We start from the raw sequence: 15,549 nt of genomic DNA on the forward strand, positions 1-15,549 counted from the left end.
CGCGCAGGCCGCGCCCTGCTGCCCGCCCAAGAGTCCGACAACACCGCCCACCGCAAGGTCAGAGCACGCATCGAGCACGTCATCGGCCGCCTCAAAGACTGGAAAATCCTCCGCGACTGCCGCCTCAAACACGACGGCCTCTGGCACGCGATACGCGCCATCGCACACATGCACAACCTCGCAGCCACCACCTGAAACACATCCGGGACGCCTTGCAGCGCAAGACATCCCGGAGTTATGAAACATCTTTTAAAGGCTGTTCCGTAACGGTGGGTTGACGCCAAGGAGGATATCGCCGGCGGTGATCCGGCTGGGGCCGGTCAGGGTGATCTCTGCGGTATGTGCTGGGTCCAACTCGTTGAGGAGGAAGCGGTCGTAGCGGCAGATCTTGATGACGGTGAGGTCGATAGTGAGCCCGGTATCGCGAATGGTGTGAAAGTGGGTTCCGAGTCGGGTGAGTTCCATGCAGCGCACGACCGCGACCAGGGAGTTGGCGTCCCGGGCGTCCGCCTCATGGATGATGATCGAAGCATCGTGGAACTGCATGTGCGACATCCTCGCACCTGCGGGAACGGCGGGTCAGCAGGCCAGGCTGAGATTGTGGAGGCGGACGATGCCGGCGGTGGCCCAGTAGACGCCACGTCGCTTCCGGCGACAGTCGCGGAGAATCTTCCAGTTCTTCATCCGGGCGAAGACGTGTTCAACGCGAGCCCGGACCTGGCGGTGGGAAGTGTTGTGGTGCTCCTTCCAGTCTTCGAGCCGCTCCTGGCCGGCACGCCTTCGGCGCGGCATAACGCAGTCGGTGCCCTGGTAGCCACCATCGGCGACCACCGTGGCCTGCCCAGCCATGGCTGCGATGCCGGACTCGGCGTAGGGTGCAGTCGTTGCGGTTGCCCGGCAACGGATCCCCGACCGCGACGACCAGGTGTTTATCGGCGTGGATGAGGACCTGTAGGCACGCCGAGTGCCGGTAGTTCTTGCTCGACGCCGCCACCGTCCGGTCGTGAACGGGAACAAGGGTGCCGTCCACGATCAAGACCTGCTCAGGTCCCATCGGCTTCACCGGCTCGGTGTCCGGCAACGGCGCGAGCCGGTCGATGATCCGATGGGCAGCGGTCGTGGAGATCCCAAACAGCACCGCGACCTGGCGCATGTTCAGGTTCGTCCGGTAGTACACCGCCAGCAGCAACACCCGGTCGGCAAGCAACAACGTCCATTGCCGGCCCGGCCTCCGATCAGCGATCACGTCACCACCTCCTCGCCGAACCAGACCCACCAGCCGCCGGAACTGGCGGAGACTCAACCCTGTGAACGGGTAAATCCACTCCGGACGCTGCGACGAGATGACCTGCACACCAGCCTTAACTGACCAACACCCTACCAATTACGGAACAGCCCTTAATCGCGGGTAGCGAGCCAAGACAGCCGGGGTCCAGGTCCGAAACCGCCGCACCTTCCGATCTGGATGATCCCTCTCAAAGGCAATGCCATGAAACTAGCGCCTACGAGACCGGCTTCGGAGGGTTAGTACCACACCTATCCACACCACCGGAGAGGCGACTACAGCAATCCCGAAGAGGATTGACGTCACCGAGCCGGGGGCTTGCTCGACAAGCACCGGACCGCCACCGCACGAGACTCGCATGTCGTAGGACTCGGGGTAGCTTTCCTCGCCGGCATAGTAGTACGTAACTCCGTTGTGCACTACCTGAGCCGGCGGCCGTTTGAATACGCCGAAAAATCCGTAGCCAAGCGATGCAGAAAATCCCGTGACTCCGCTGCCATCCTGCCGGGACGACTGACAGGAAATACCAGCTCCCGAGTTGGGGTCTACAGACTGGAAGATCCAATAAGAGGCACGTGCCTTCGCGGAATAGGCAGCCTTCTCACCCGGCCGGCCAACCGGTTTTGCCTCCCTGGATTCTGGGGTGGCCAGCGCCCCAGCGACCGCAAAAACCAGGGGGAGCGCAATAAGCCATGCAATGGGAAATATATACCAGCGGCGCGAAGGATGAGTTGTCTCGGTCGAAGGACTCATTTATCGCCTTCCGTGGTATGGGCTGCATGAGAACAGGGAGCAAGTCTGCCCGTTGAGCCAGCTGATTCTCTTGTCGGGAGCCACTGGCAAGGTCCACCATGTGCAATCCCTCGGGCCAGCTACTTTCAATGAGAGGCGACCCTACGGATCATAGCGCACGTTGTCAATGCTTTTGCCGATGAACAACGAAGCGATCCGATGCAGAGTGGAACCCTGGGATTCCCAGATGATTCCAGACTTCATGGTCGATACTCAAACCGTCCGAATATTTAAACTGACCAGTGTTGTCAAATACAGCACCGAACCCATCCGGCCGAATTACGCGCAGCCCTCCGGGGAAATTGCTTCTGCTGGCCCCGGGAATTCACTCCATCACTCCACCGGGGTGCGTCAGAGCTGCGACGGCTACGTGGAGGAAGGGGGCGGCCGATGCCGTCTTTACATTCGAGAACCGGCGCCCGGGCGGACTGCGTTGTGCGCAATGTCGGCCCGGGTTCGGGTCGCCGCTAGCTAGCGAGGCTGGGGCACCCAAGCGAGCAATCAGCGCCGGGCACACACGGCAACGCGGCGGCCTTGACGCATGCAAGGCCGCCGCGATGGCTGGGAAAACGCTGATGGCCGCCAGGGGGATTCCCTAGCCTGCCGTCAATTGGGTTACGGCCGTTCGAAGGTTTCTACGTTACGGCGGTAGTCCTGGAGGCCTGGTGCCTCCTCCGCGATCTGGATGACGAAATCCGGAAGGGCGTCAGGAAGCGGTTCCCCGTCTGGTCCAGCAGAGTTCGGGTCTGCTGCCCAGTCGACCAGGTGAACGATCACCCGATAGCGGCCAGGCTCGAGGCCGATCCTGAGCGGGTCGGCTCCGGCGTCGCCTCCGATGTCCTCAAGCCCGCCGACAGCCACCGTTCCCCGGGACTCCAGCAGGTAAGGGCTGGAACTGACAAGCCGGTACTCAATTTCGGCTTCGGTCAGAGGCACAAGGTCCGTTCCGATCCGGATGATGGCCTGGAACGCCCCGTCTCCGCCGACATTAAGCGGAACGAATGTCCCCGCCTCGATGTGCCGGACCAGCGCCTCATCCTCCGCCAGCTCATCTTCCCAGGAGTCCTCATTGACTCCGGCGAACGCCTCAGGCTGCCAGAGGGCACACATGCCTGCACCGGTCTGGACAACACATGAGACTTGCTGTGGTTCTACTGGCACCGTGCTTCCTTTCTGTCCTCCATCAGCTACGCCCCTGTCCCGGCCGTCAGCATCTGGGAGTGATTGTAAGGCTACATACAACATCGCCAGGCTTGAGGCCTAGCTTGCGAATCTTCCTGCTGATCTGGGCGCCTAGGCTCCGGTTTACCGATGAATCCAGCAGCCACATGTTGCCCAGTGCGTCGGCACCGCCGAGTTGCAGGTCGATGAGGTGGTCGACGTCTTTGCCTGCTTGTGTGGTGTTGCCGCCCTTCCGCCAGACGGCGGCGGCGCTGCCGCTCCGCTTGACCGCTGTCACCACCAGCCTGCCGGCATTGTTGAGCGCCGCCACCTTCGCATCGGCCTCTGCCATCTGTGCGGCAGACCAGCCCGTCTTGTATTTCAGGTCCAGGACCGCGCCGCCGCAGTTGTGGACCAGCACAGCTGTCGTGACGGCTACAACGTAGTACGTGTGGTCGCCAGCGACCGTCAGGTCACGCATGCGCTTGCTGCCGGTGTGGTTGACGACCGTCACAACAGTGACCACGGCGCCGTCCAGCGACCGCAGCCGGTGACCGGACACCAGGTCACCGGCGTTGACCCAGCTGCTGGTTGTGACGTCCCAGAAGGGATGGTGCTGTGTCGTCGACAAGGTGTGATCCAGCTGACCGTCTGCCGCGACAGTCAGCTCAGTCAGGTCGGTGTCAAGGTTGTCGTGGAGCGCGGTCACCTGCCGCTTACTGGTTACCCCTGTGGAGGGGTCAGTTGCTGTGACCTCGTCTCCGATCGCCACGTCGGCGATGGGCTTGGCCTCACCGTCAGCCATCTGCACAGGTGTGCTGGGGTCGAAGCTGTGGGGGCAGCCCTTCGCTGTTGACTCAGCGGCGTTAGATGCAGACGAGCCCGCACCCGCAGGCTGGGCAGCCTGCTTTTCTGCCGCAGCAGCGTCAGCTCCGCGGCGTTCTGCGGCTGCTGCTTTCGCTTCGGCGCGCTGGATGGCTTTTTCTTCGGCTTCTGCGGCTCTGATGCTCTCCTCAAGGCTGTCGCCGGTGGTCTTGGCACCTGCCTTGGCAGCGTTGTCTGCGCCCTTGGCGACCTTGCCGGCGTCTTCAGCAGAGTTCCCGCCACCCTTGATGAGCTTGGAGCCCTTCCCAACGACTTTGCCGAATGGGATGAGTCCGACAACGGCCCAGCCTGCGGACTCGGCCGCGTCGCCCCACTTTCCTTCGGCTGCGTAGTACGCAGCGTTCGCACCGTCGGCTGCGGTCCCGATGACCGGGATCATTCCGGCTGCATCCAGCACGTCGTGGCCGCCGTCGTCGTAGCACTCACCTGGCCGGCATTTGTTACTGCCAGGACCGGATCCGCCTTCGGTTTGCAGCCAGCATGTGTACGGACCGCTCGAAGAGTGGCAGGGCTGATCCAGCGAAGGGTCAAGGTAGTCGTCAGGGATCATTCCGCTGGGGTCGCTGCTGCTGATGGGGCTGTTGCCGGAGTAGGCGTAGCCGTGCATCTGCTGCGGATTGCCGATGTCGATGAGAGGGTCGACGGAGAGGAACCGGCCGATGGCAGGGTCGTACTCACGTGCGCCGAGGTGTGTCAGGCCGGCAGGGTCGGTTTCACCGCCGAGGAAGCCGTGGCTGTTGACCCATGCGGGGTTGCTGCCTCGGCTGCCGCCGTATGGGGTCTGCCGGCGCTGGGTCACATCCTGGCTGGCGGCCGCCTTGATCGCGATCTGGGCGGTGCCCTGGTGGTCACTCAGCAGCCAGGTCACTCCGCTGCTGGTGCGCATGGCGATCGACTGGCCGTTGTGGCTGTAATAGCGGGTAGCGGCCACAGCCCCCGACGACGTCGTCAGGCGCAGCTCCATACCGCCCAGGTAGAGAGTCGCTCCTGTGCCATCGCGCTTGATGAGGCGTCCGCCAGCGGGATCGTAGACGTAGCTAGTTCCGTCATCAGTGCTGGCAAGGTGCCCTTCGGCGTCCCAGGCGAGCTTCTGGACGCCACCTGCCCCGTTCGGCCTGGCGGTGGTGTTACCGCGTGTGTCGTAGCTGTAGCTGACACTGCGGGTGCCCGCGTTGTCAGTGGTGCTGGCCGTCTTGAGCGTGTGCGGCTGCGGCTGGCCCGCGGCCGGGTAGGTGTAGGTGGTTACGGCTTTGCCAGCTGCTGTCTTGTGATCGGTCTGGCTGAGACGGCTGCCGGACTTATCGAACGTCCAGCTCTGCCAGTACGGAGCCGCGCCGCCCAGGACCGCAAGAGACGGAGCCGCTGCACAGTCACCGCTGGACGGCGTCCATGCCTGGTTCAGGCGCTGGAGGTAGTCGTGGTTGAAGCACTGGGTGTCGGCGGTACCGCCCTGCGGAGTGTCGGCGATTTTGGTGATCTGCCCGGACGGGTCGTAGGTGTAGTTCAGGTCTGCGGCGACGCCTGGTGCGATATCTCGCAGCACCATGCTGCGGCTGACGCGGCGGGTGCCTTCCTCGTACCAGAATCCCTGCTGGACGAACGGCCCGGAGTTCGAAGTTCCGAAGGTGTGGACCGCGGGCTCACCGAACCGGGTGTACTGGCTGCTCGTCACATAGTTCACGGACGACAGGCCCAGTGTCCCCTTGAGGGTGGTCGGCATGCCGAGTGCGTCGTAGGCGTGGCTGAGAGTTTCCTTGGCCAGCCCGCCTGCTGCCGGGAACTGCGTGGTCGCGGGGCTGCCGTCGGCGAAGTAGGTGCTGCGCAGGGTGTAGCTTCCCGCGAGGCTCTTCTCCACCGCGGGGATGGTGATGGTCTTGCCGGTAGTGGCGTAGCGGTCGGTGTAGCCCGTGACCGTGCTGGTGTAGGCGTCTGAGCCAACCCAGCGCGTTGACGAAGACTGGTAGCCCTTGGCCTGGGTGACGCCGTCTGTCATCAGGGTGGTGTCGTAGGTCATCTCAGTGCGCTTGGCGCCGGATGTGGAGCCGGTGAACGTACCTGTGACACGGCCAAGGAGGTCATAGGCGTACGCGATGGTGCTTCCGGCTGCGTCCGTCGCAGACTGCAGCTGACCGGCGTCGTTGTAGGTGTAGGTGGTGGCGCCCCGGTCGGGGTCCGTTGCCTTGGTGACAAGGCCCCGCTGGTCGTAGGCGTATGTCCAGGAGTTGCCAGCCGGGTCGGTGACACTCGCGATCTGGCCATTACGGCCATAGATGTACTTCGTCGCGTCGTACGTGCCTGCTGGTGCGCCGTTGTGATACTGGCGCAGTTCGGTCTGACGGCCCACGGCGTCGATGAACACTGAGGTCGCGGTCCCTCCGGCGGGAGGCGTGACGTCGGCTCGGTCACCCGCGTAGTAGGTGGACGTCCGCCATTTCTCCGTGTTCAGCGACTTAAGCACGCTCGCCACAGGCCGGCCGGCACCGTCGAACAGGGTGACAGTCTGCGAAGGGATGACAGCGTCACCATTCGGCAGGAACAGGTCCGTCGAGGGGCTGCCATTGGCGATGTACGCCGCGTTGGTCTTGTACGCGCGGCCGGCACTGTCGTAGATCGTGTCGGTGATGCTCCGCCCGCCGTCAGGCCCGATGGCTGGTGCCTGCGTCTGGCGGGGGCGCATCAGCGAGTCGTACAGGGTGTGGCTGGTGATGTAGCCGCCGATGGGGTTGATCCTGCGGCTGGTCACTGCCGTCGCGCCGTCGGTACGGAGCAGGTAGGTGTAGCCGACGGTCGGTGCCGAGGGGAAGGATGCCTTGTCGCGTCCTGGCAGCCAGACGGATGTGACGCGTCCGAGCGGGTCGTAGCTGATGTCGCTGCGCTTGCCGTTCGGGTCGGTGCTGGCGGTGGTGAGTCCCCAGGCGGGGTCCACGTCGATGGTGGTGGTGTGGCCGAGGGCGTTGGTGCTGGTCGCCTTCGTGAGTGGGCCGTATCCGATGGCCGGGCTGTAGGTCTTGGTGTTGCGCGCGCCGGTAGCGTCCCAGGCTTCGGTGAGCCGGCCGTTGGCGTCGTAGGCGGCACGCGAGCTCGTCGCGTAGGCCGAGCCCGCGGCGGCCCAGGTTTTGAGTTCTTCGACCTTGGTGATGGAGCCCTTCACTGGTGCGGCCCCGTAGGCCTGGCCGTCGAAGGAGTTCAGTGTGTCGCCGAGGACATCGGCTGCGGATGCTGGGCTGGATGCGCATGGCAGAGCGAAGGACTGCACGCGGCTGAGCTGCCGCCAGACGCTGGTGCTGCCGTTGTAGGTGTATCGGGTACAGGTCGCTGTGACGCCGTCGCCTGTCGCTTCGGTCTGGGTCAGCAGGCCGATGGTGTCGAACTGGCTGGCCGAATCGGTGCGGCGGAAGCCCCGGCCGCCATCGAGGGCGACGCGGCTGTGAGTGCCGGAGCTGTTGCCGAACCGGGCGTAGGTGGTGGTGTTCCCGATGGTGCGGGTGGCGGTGGGTGCCGATTGCCACGGGTCGGTGATCTGGCTCGTGACGATGCTGTTGTCGGCGATGTTGTACCCGATCTGCTCGCGGGCGCGGCCTGCGAAGGCGTCCTCGTCGGGCCAGGTGCCGCCCTGGGAGTCGGTGATGGTGGCGGTGCGTGTGCCGGAGGCGAGCTTGTCGCCGTTCATGCCCCGGAAGTACCGGGTCTCGGACAGGGTCTGTTCCCAAGGCTGTCCCTTGCGGACCCGGACGGTGTCGTAGCCGCGCCATTGCGCCCAGGACAACCGGTTCACCGGCCCAAGTCCCATGTCGGGGTCGGAGTGCCAGGCTGCGCCACCGGGGTACTCGTAGAACGTGACGACGCCGACGCCGTTGCCGGTCGCGTCGTTTTCCGACACGGTCGTGACGACGTATTTGTGGAACCAGTCCAGGACCGGTTCGGTGTAGTTGTCGGGTGTCCAGTAGACGGGGAAGCAGCGCATCGTGTTGGTGTCGGGTGAGGCGGGCATGTTGCTGCCCGCGACGCACTCGGGTGCCGAGTAGGACACACCGATGCCCGCGCCGGTCTCGGTGGTGATCGACTGGATGCGCCACCAGTTCATGCCCGGTGAGTGCAGGACACCTGCGGCGCGGTTGTTCATCTGGACGCCGCCGAAGGTGACGTCGGGGACGGTTGCGGTTCCGCCAACGAGGCCGGAGTGGGAGATCTTCGACAGCCACAGCCCGGCCTGGGTGCCGTCACCTGGGTCGGGGTAGGTGTGGGTCAGTGTCCAGGAGTCCACCTCGCGGTAGGCGGATCCGCCCCAGACGCGGGTGGTGATCTTCGACAGGCGCTTGGTGCTCCAGAACGTGGGCTGGTATTTGCCAGTGCAGGTGCCGCCCGTGCACTCCTGGTCCCAGGGGGTGTCGGTCCAGTTGGAGCCGTGGCTGGCGCAGTTGGTGTCGCACCGGTCGGCGGAGTCGAAGCCGACGGTCATCGGCGCGCCGGTGAACTCGGCGTCTGCCCGTGTGCCGTAGTCGATGCGGCTGAGGTAGCCACCCCGGGTGTATTGGGTCGCTGCGCTGGCGGTGAGGTTGCGGCTGTAGTAGTTGGTTTCGCGTGTGTACCAGTAGGACATGGAGTTGCCGAAGGCGTCGACGACGTGGTCGAGGTTCCATCGCCATGCCTGCTGGCACCAGGATGCGTCGAACGTCGCGCCGCGGCAGGGTTCACCGGTGTTGTTGCCGTACACCGGCACCGTCCACACCGAAGCCGTCTCGGCTTTGCCCGCGCTCCAGCCGGGAAGCTGGTTGCGGCCGAAGAAGAGCTGTGCGCCGTCAGGGGTCGTGAACTTCCAGTACTCGCCGTTGTCGTCGCCGTTGGCCGCGCCGGTCAGACGCTCGACCTTGGAACCGTCATCAGACTTCGGCCGCCATACACCAGTGGTGTCATCACGAACCAGTTCCGAACCGCCACCGCCGCCGAGCATCATGACCGCGTTGTCGTTGGCCCAGCACATGTCGCCGGTCTTGACGGTGTTGTTGGCGTTACCGCCGAGGTCCTCGGCGCATGGCTTGTAGCGGCGTTCGATGTAGCCGGGCCAGAAGTCGAAACCCTGCCCGATCCACGAGGGCTGGTTGTTCGTCGCGGCGGTGAGGCCGTCGACGGACTGCGAGGAGTACGACAGCTCGACATGCGGGCTGGGGCCGCCGAGCGACGGCGGAACCCGCATCGGGTACGACCAGCCGAAGTCCCCCGACGAGCTTCCCGCACTCCATGAAGACGAGGTTGTCAGCGGGGTGGCTGCGAAGCTGCCGGTGCCGCCGGATGGCGATGCAGCCGCCGCCAGCAACATCGGAGCGGCAGCACCCGCGCCACTCAGCGCAAGGCCATCCGCCGTTGCTCCGCCGCTTCCGAGGTCCACATCGGCAGACACGCTGCCAGTGCCACTGTTACGGGAGGTGAAGGGCTTGGCCTGGCACTCCGCAGCCGCAGGGGTGGTAAGCGCGCACTCGGGTAGCTGGACGATCCGCAGGCGCGAGGCCCAGTCACCGCCGAACGCGCTCGCGAACTGTGAATAGTCGACGCGCAGAGCGACCTTGCCCGGCTGGTCCGCCTGGGCACGGAACACCACGCCGTGCACACCCGCTGCCCGTGCCTTCGCCTGGTCGAGAACCTCGACGCGCAGCTTCGACGGCTTGGCCTCAGCGGCCCGGGCCGCAGCCAGGGCAGGCGCAGCGTCTACGGCTGTCGCTGTGATGGCCCCCGTCTCCTGTGCTCCTGCTGCCCGGAGGGACGGGGCAGGTGCCAGGACCGGAACTTCGCTCGCGCCCGCTTTCGGCCACACCGGCGCGGGTGCGGTCTTGCGGGTCTTGCCTGCTGTCGCGTCCGCGCCGAGTTTCTTCGCTCCGGCTTTGGTCCCAGGCACGACGCGTTCCTTCTGCGGTTTCAGCCGCACCGGTGACGCTGCTAGAGCTGGTGTCTGCCCGACCAGGGTCATGACCAGCGCGAGTGTGACCCCTGTGGTCAGCGCCCGGCCGGCCCTGCGGGCACGACGTATACCAAATCCCATTACGGGCTCTCCAAGTCTTGAACCGCGAGAAAGAGGAAAGAAGGGCTGGGGCTGGGCTACTGTGCCGCCGCAGTGGCGATCTCCTGCAGCGACCGCACCCCGGCGTAGACCTTGACCTCGTCAATGTCACCGGCGAAGTAGCTGCCGTTGCGGGCCCTGCCGAACTCCAGCGCACCGGCGGCGTTCCAGCCGGTCACATTGGCCCGGGTGCCCTGATGCGTGCCGTTCACGTAGAACCGCAGTTCGCCCGCGCTGGCGTCGAAGACGGCTGCGATGTGGGTCCACGCGCCCACAGCGGGGACAGAGCTGCCGGTCGCGTAGCGCCATTCCTGTGGGCTGCTGCCGTCAGACGGTGATGTGATCAGCCACCGGTTTAGGCCCTTGTTGTACTCCACGTAGAACGGGTTGTAGGAGCCGCCTAAGTTGTTCTGCGAGACGACCACATGCGTGGAGTTCGTGTCGGCGAGTTTCACCCAGGCTTCGATCGAAAACGACTGCTTCGTGTCCAGCACCGCGTCCGCGCTGGCCGAGAAACTTGTCGCGGCATAGGCGCTCGTCCCGTTCAGGCGCAGGCCGGTCTGATCGTGACCAGTCCCCCAGCTCGCCCCGCCCGCCAGCGTGGCGTTCCTGCCGAACGGGCCGTCATCGGTGGCCGATGTGCCCTGTCCGTTGTTGAACGACCACTGCCCCACACCGATCGCCTTGGTCAGCTCTTTGACATCAGCGTCGTTGTCGCTGTCGGGGTACACGACACGGTCATAGACGCGGACGTCGGCGATGTCCCCGCTCCACGCGCCGCCCCAGCCCCCGGCCCACTGGTAGTGGCCGAGTGTCAGCGGGCCAGTGGCCCTGCCGATAGCGAAACCCAGGTTCGATGTCGCGGCCAGCGAACCGTTGACGTACAGGCGAAGCTGGCGGGTGCTCGCCTCGTAGGTGCCGGTCAGGTGGGCCCACACACCCAGCGGAGCCTTGCTGCCGACAGCCGGGTTGGTGCCACCGGAGGATTCATTCGGCCTGGCCCAGATCGTCCAGTGTCCCGAAGCGTCCAGGCCCATGCCCACTGGATTTGCCGAGGCAGAGTTAACACCGACAGCAGTCGGATAGTCAGTCCCGGGCCGGTCGGGACGGACCCACGCCGACATCGAGAAACTCTTACTGGTGTCAATCACAGGCACAGCCGCAGCAGCACCGGCAGTACCACCGTTAAGGCCAAGAGACTGCGGCCCGCCGCTGATCCGCCCCGCCGTCCACACCGCACCACCAGAAGGTGCCAGCGCCTGACTTCCGGCGGCCGGGTCGCCGTTGCCGTTCAGCTCCCAATGCCCCACAGGGCCGGTCGCCGCGCCGGTCTTGAACACATAGTTCTTCTTGACATCGCTCTTGTGGCCCGCACGGTCGATGCTGCGGACATACAGCGTCGTAATGCCGTACGCCAGTGGCGTCACCGACACGGTCGCGGTACCGCCCAAAGTGGACGCGGCAACATAGGTCGTCGGATCATCAGCCAGGCCATACTCGTAGCCGACGACATCGCTAACGCCGTTGGCTCCAAGGGTGAACAGGCCAGGACGCCCGACGCCACCGTGAGCGGACGTTACATCCGCCGGATAGTCAGGTGACGTGATTGTCGGCTCGGCCCACGGCCTCGTCCGGTCGATCGTCATCTCGCAGAACCCCGAGTACGGCCCCCAGTCGATTCCATCAGAGGACCGGACCCGCCACGAGTAGTCGCCGTCACCCAAGGCACCGGCGGGCACGTTCAGGACGGCGTCGTAGCCGGACAGCGTCGCGTAGACAGTCGCCGACCCGATCATCGAGCCACCGGTAACCCACCACTCGAATACCGTGTTCAGGTTCTCGCCGTCCGGGTCGCTGACCCGAGCGCGCAGTTCAGGGGTCGCCGTGTTCAGGTACGGCCGGTTCGCCCACGAAGCACACCCGATCCCCGCGTTCCGGAGATTCCCTGGGACGTTCGGAACGTTGTTGAACTTCACAGAGAGCGTCAGACTTGCCGGGTCAAACGTCTTCCAGCCGTGGTGGTTGGACTCATCACGTGCTCGTAGTCCGAACACCAGGTTCGCCCAGCCCGACGAGGCATTGACCGTGTTCGTCAGTGCAGGGCTGTTCCATGTCGTCGAGTGTCCGCCGCAGTTGCCTTCCGCGCCGGACGCCAGCAGGTTGCCGGACGAGAACTGGCCGTTGTAGCCCGTCCAGTCAGTGCCCGGGCCGAACACGACGCCGGAGACGTAAAGGTCAGCAGCACCGGACCCGCAGTCCCAGGTGTGGTTGATCTTCGCGGAAAGTGTCGCGTCGAGAACGTGCTTGCCTGCGTAGGTGCTCGGAGAGAACAGGAACATCGACCGATAGGTATTGTTCGGCCACCACTCATCGTCCTCGTAGCCGACCTTCGCACCTTGATTGCGGTCGTAGGCCCAGTACGACTGGGTTGGGTACGCTTTGTTGATCATCGACCAGTTCGCCGACTTCGGCGAGGCATAGCCGGGATCGATGTACAACGGGAACACCGTGCCAGCGCCCGTCAGCACACTCTGCTGGGGCGTAACCGTCAACTGCCCACTCGAAAGTTCCGTCGTCATTGGCGACAAGCGGCGGATATCCGCAGTCGGCACTGCTGGCGCGGACGGAGCAGCAAGAGCGGATCGGGCAGCGACCTGCCCCGGCTTGTATGAGTCCCACATCCACGCCGTACCGGAAGCGAACACCACATCCCCTGCGGCGTCCTTCGCGACCGTCGATCCGCCAGGCCCGGAACTCATCGTCAGCCCCTGCGTGGCCAGCGTGAACCGCAGCTTCGCCAGCGCAGGATTCGCAGCAGCTTCACGGGTCTTGACAACCAAGACCTCGGAGAAGCCAGTCACCTCGGCACGGACCTTCAGGTCGACGCCAGGCATCAGCTCCGGATACGTTGCTGTATCCCCCGAAACCACGGGTGCCGGCAACTTACCCGGCCACCCCAGGGAAAGACGGCTACCGGAACGCTCAGCCGAAACCATCGGCCCCGTCCCGCCGCCGGAAATCGTCACCGGCTGAGCCGCCGCCGCAGGCGAATACGAACCATCGGTGTTCTTCACCAGCGTCAGATCCACCGGAACCCAGCCAGACCCCTTACGCGCCCGGACCGGCTGAGTGTGCTCCTCCGACGTGAAAGTGCCATCCGGATTCGCAAAAACCTCCCCAGCTTCCGTGCGAAGAGAAGCCACCGCTACCCGCGTGCCAGAGCGCTTTGCCGCAGCCGAAGCACTCTCCATTTCAGAAGCTCCCCCAGGAGCCGGCTCAGCCGCAGCCACAGGCGGCGGACACACCGCGAGCCCCGCAGCCACAGTTACTGCCGCCAGCACGCCACGGAAAACCTTTAAGCCGGCCCGATTCCGGGCACGCAAAATCCCCGAAGACACTTACCCTCCCCGTTTCCCCAGCCCCAGCCAGACCAGCCCAGGGCCACGGGAGAGTAAAACTGGACAATACGAGGAGGCAAGAAACGCAAGACCGGGCTATGGAGGTAGCTGCCCAGCCGCCCGATTAGTCCTCATAACATTTTGGCATCGCCGCTGAACCCAACCGATCTAGCCGCACAAGAGCAGGCCCGGTACGTCCCGCGCCCGGTATGGACGCGGGCCGGGCAGTTGCCTGCTGACCACCCCGCCTCAAGTGGCTTGCCACAAGGGCGAGCCGGAGCCTGTTCCCGAGCCCTGAATGCGCGGCTCTAGGCTGGCTGGGTAGCCGAGCCCTCTTCAGAAGCTGTGCGGCGGCAGATCCTTGATGGTGCTCCGGGTCCCCGCAGAGGCGATCCGGAGGTTGTTGCGGCAGCGTACGCGGAACCTCGGCTGTGCCGGCCCACCGTACAAGGTGTATGCCGCCGGATACGAACGACTCCTGGGCGGGACCGACACACTGGAGGAAGCCATCGCGCTGTTGGCCGGCCACCTTCCCCGGGAAGCGCCCGCATCGTAGGCGTCTGAACTGGCTTGATCCTCAATGCGCTCGCAGGTTCGGCGGAAGGGCGGTTGGCTGGTGCCGGCGGCAGGCAGAGTGGTGGTTCGAGAATCCGCCGCCAGCTCGCCTCACCGAAGTTCAAGACTCGTGCTCCCCTAAGTGGTTCTCTCCCGCCTCCATGTGCGAGCGCCGGGGCGCGGCGGTAGCCTACGCTCGCCTCAATGACAAGCCTTACATAGGAAGCGGGAACGGGATTACCTGATACTCGCCCAGGCCGCGCTGACCACCCCCGTGTGCGAGTCCGGCGAGTCCGCCCTGCTGTGCAGCACGGACAACGACGACCGCGTGTATTGGAAGTTCACCTCCCCCACGGGCTCGGTCACCCGGCCCGGCACCGGCGGGGAGATCCTCTTCCTCTGCACGCCGGGGGTGCTCTACAAGGTGAAGTACAGCGAAACTATTGGCGGTCCATCAAGCGCGACCGTTTCCGTAACCTGCAACCCTGGTCCGTGGCAGTAGCCCGGAGTCCCTTCGGATAGCAGCGAGGTGCCCCGAGGGGGCACCTCGCCCATCAGCGCCATACCGGCTCTCGCTGGCTGCTCGGCGGCTCTGGCCACCAGCCCATCCTCACCTGGCCATCGTCACCACGCTGTCGCCGGCCGGAGCCCGACGTTCGGCGTGTCACCAGCCAGCCAGTCACTCTGAGGCCGGATAGCCGATCGAGGTCAGGGTTTCGGCCAGGTCGGCGAGGGAGGCCTCCGGGTTCAGCTGCGCCACGACGGCCTCGGTCAGTGGCCGCAGGGCGCACACGTGCCGTACTGCCTCGATGTCCACTGTGGTCTCGTAGTAGTCCTCGGCCCACTCCTGGAATGCCTCCGGGCCTTCCGTCAGGATGCCGAACAGCCAGGACGCGCTGTCGTCGGCCACCTCGCCGGGCGGCAACGGCTCAGGGTTCCCGGTCCGCCACGCGGAGTCGCTCGTCTCGCGCCAGAAACAGGCCGTGATCCGGGGCGTGTCCTCCTCGTCCCAGAACGCCGGCTCTTCGAGATTGTGGACGAACACGGCCGGCAGGCCGTCGAGCAGGCCCGGCCAGACCTCCCGGCTGTCTGGGTCCCGGTAGGGGCTCAGCGGCGACTCGTGGTCGAAGCCCTGGGCGTAGACGCCTGCCGGGGAGAACACGATCGCGTAGTCGTTGCCGCTGCCGTCGGCCATCGTCGCCAGTTCCTCGCCGTCCGCCCAGGTGGCGGTGTAGGAGTAGTAGCGGAAGTCCGGGTCGGGGCACAGGATGGCGTCGAGCACGGCGAGCGCCCGGGAGCGGTCACGGACGACGGCGATCTCCGGCAGGCGTTCCGCCACGCTCCGGGCAAGGTCAGCAACAGACACCCACGCATCCAACCAGCCGGGCCGGGCGGGCACTCTGGTGCCCCGGGCCGCCTCT

The 15,549-nt window shown here is 65.3% G+C and carries 6 protein-coding genes and 1 pseudogene; 1 reads left to right on the forward strand and 6 read right to left on the reverse strand.

Features of this window, described 5'->3' with window-relative positions; translation table 11 throughout:
- The coding region (locus tag A3G1_RS33130; protein WP_018348249.1) for a transposase family protein at window positions 1-195 on the forward strand (195 nt) is incomplete at its 5' end.
- A gap of 54 nt (window positions 196-249) precedes the next feature.
- On the opposite strand, the gene A3G1_RS0104395 is transcribed toward A3G1_RS33130, so the two are convergent.
- The 6 genes and pseudogenes from A3G1_RS0104395 to A3G1_RS0104430 all read right to left on the reverse strand — a co-directional run bounded on the left by A3G1_RS0104395 (window position 250) and on the right by A3G1_RS0104430 (window position 15,494).
- Window positions 250-546, reverse strand: a complete 297-nt coding sequence (locus A3G1_RS0104395) for a hypothetical protein (protein ID WP_018348250.1) — start codon at window positions 544-546, stop codon at window positions 250-252.
- A gap of 33 nt (window positions 547-579) precedes the next feature.
- A pseudogene (locus A3G1_RS33135) lies at window positions 580-1,354 on the reverse strand (transposase).
- A gap of 1,338 nt (window positions 1,355-2,692) precedes the next feature.
- On the reverse strand, window positions 2,693-3,187 hold the full coding sequence (locus tag A3G1_RS0104410) for a hypothetical protein (RefSeq protein ID WP_018348253.1): 495 nt from the start codon (window positions 3,185-3,187) through the stop codon (window positions 2,693-2,695).
- Between the two features lie 97 nt (window positions 3,188-3,284).
- A complete protein-coding gene (locus tag A3G1_RS33140; RefSeq protein WP_157640911.1) occupies window positions 3,285-10,013 on the reverse strand; it encodes a polymorphic toxin-type HINT domain-containing protein in 6,729 nt (2,242 codons plus the stop codon).
- Window positions 10,014-10,213: 200 nt separating this feature from the next.
- Window positions 10,214-13,264, reverse strand: coding sequence for a LamG domain-containing protein (locus A3G1_RS0104420; RefSeq protein ID WP_169437537.1), 3,051 nt, complete (start codon window positions 13,262-13,264; stop codon window positions 10,214-10,216).
- A gap of 1,543 nt (window positions 13,265-14,807) precedes the next feature.
- Complete coding sequence (locus tag A3G1_RS0104430; protein ID WP_040477653.1) at window positions 14,808-15,494, reverse strand: hypothetical protein; 687 nt, start codon at window positions 15,492-15,494, stop codon at window positions 14,808-14,810.
- Window positions 15,495-15,549: the final 55 nt, after the last annotated feature.

The organism is Longispora albida DSM 44784, from assembly GCF_000379825.1.
In the GTDB taxonomy this organism is placed as follows: Bacteria; Actinomycetota; Actinomycetes; order Mycobacteriales; family Micromonosporaceae; genus Longispora; species Longispora albida.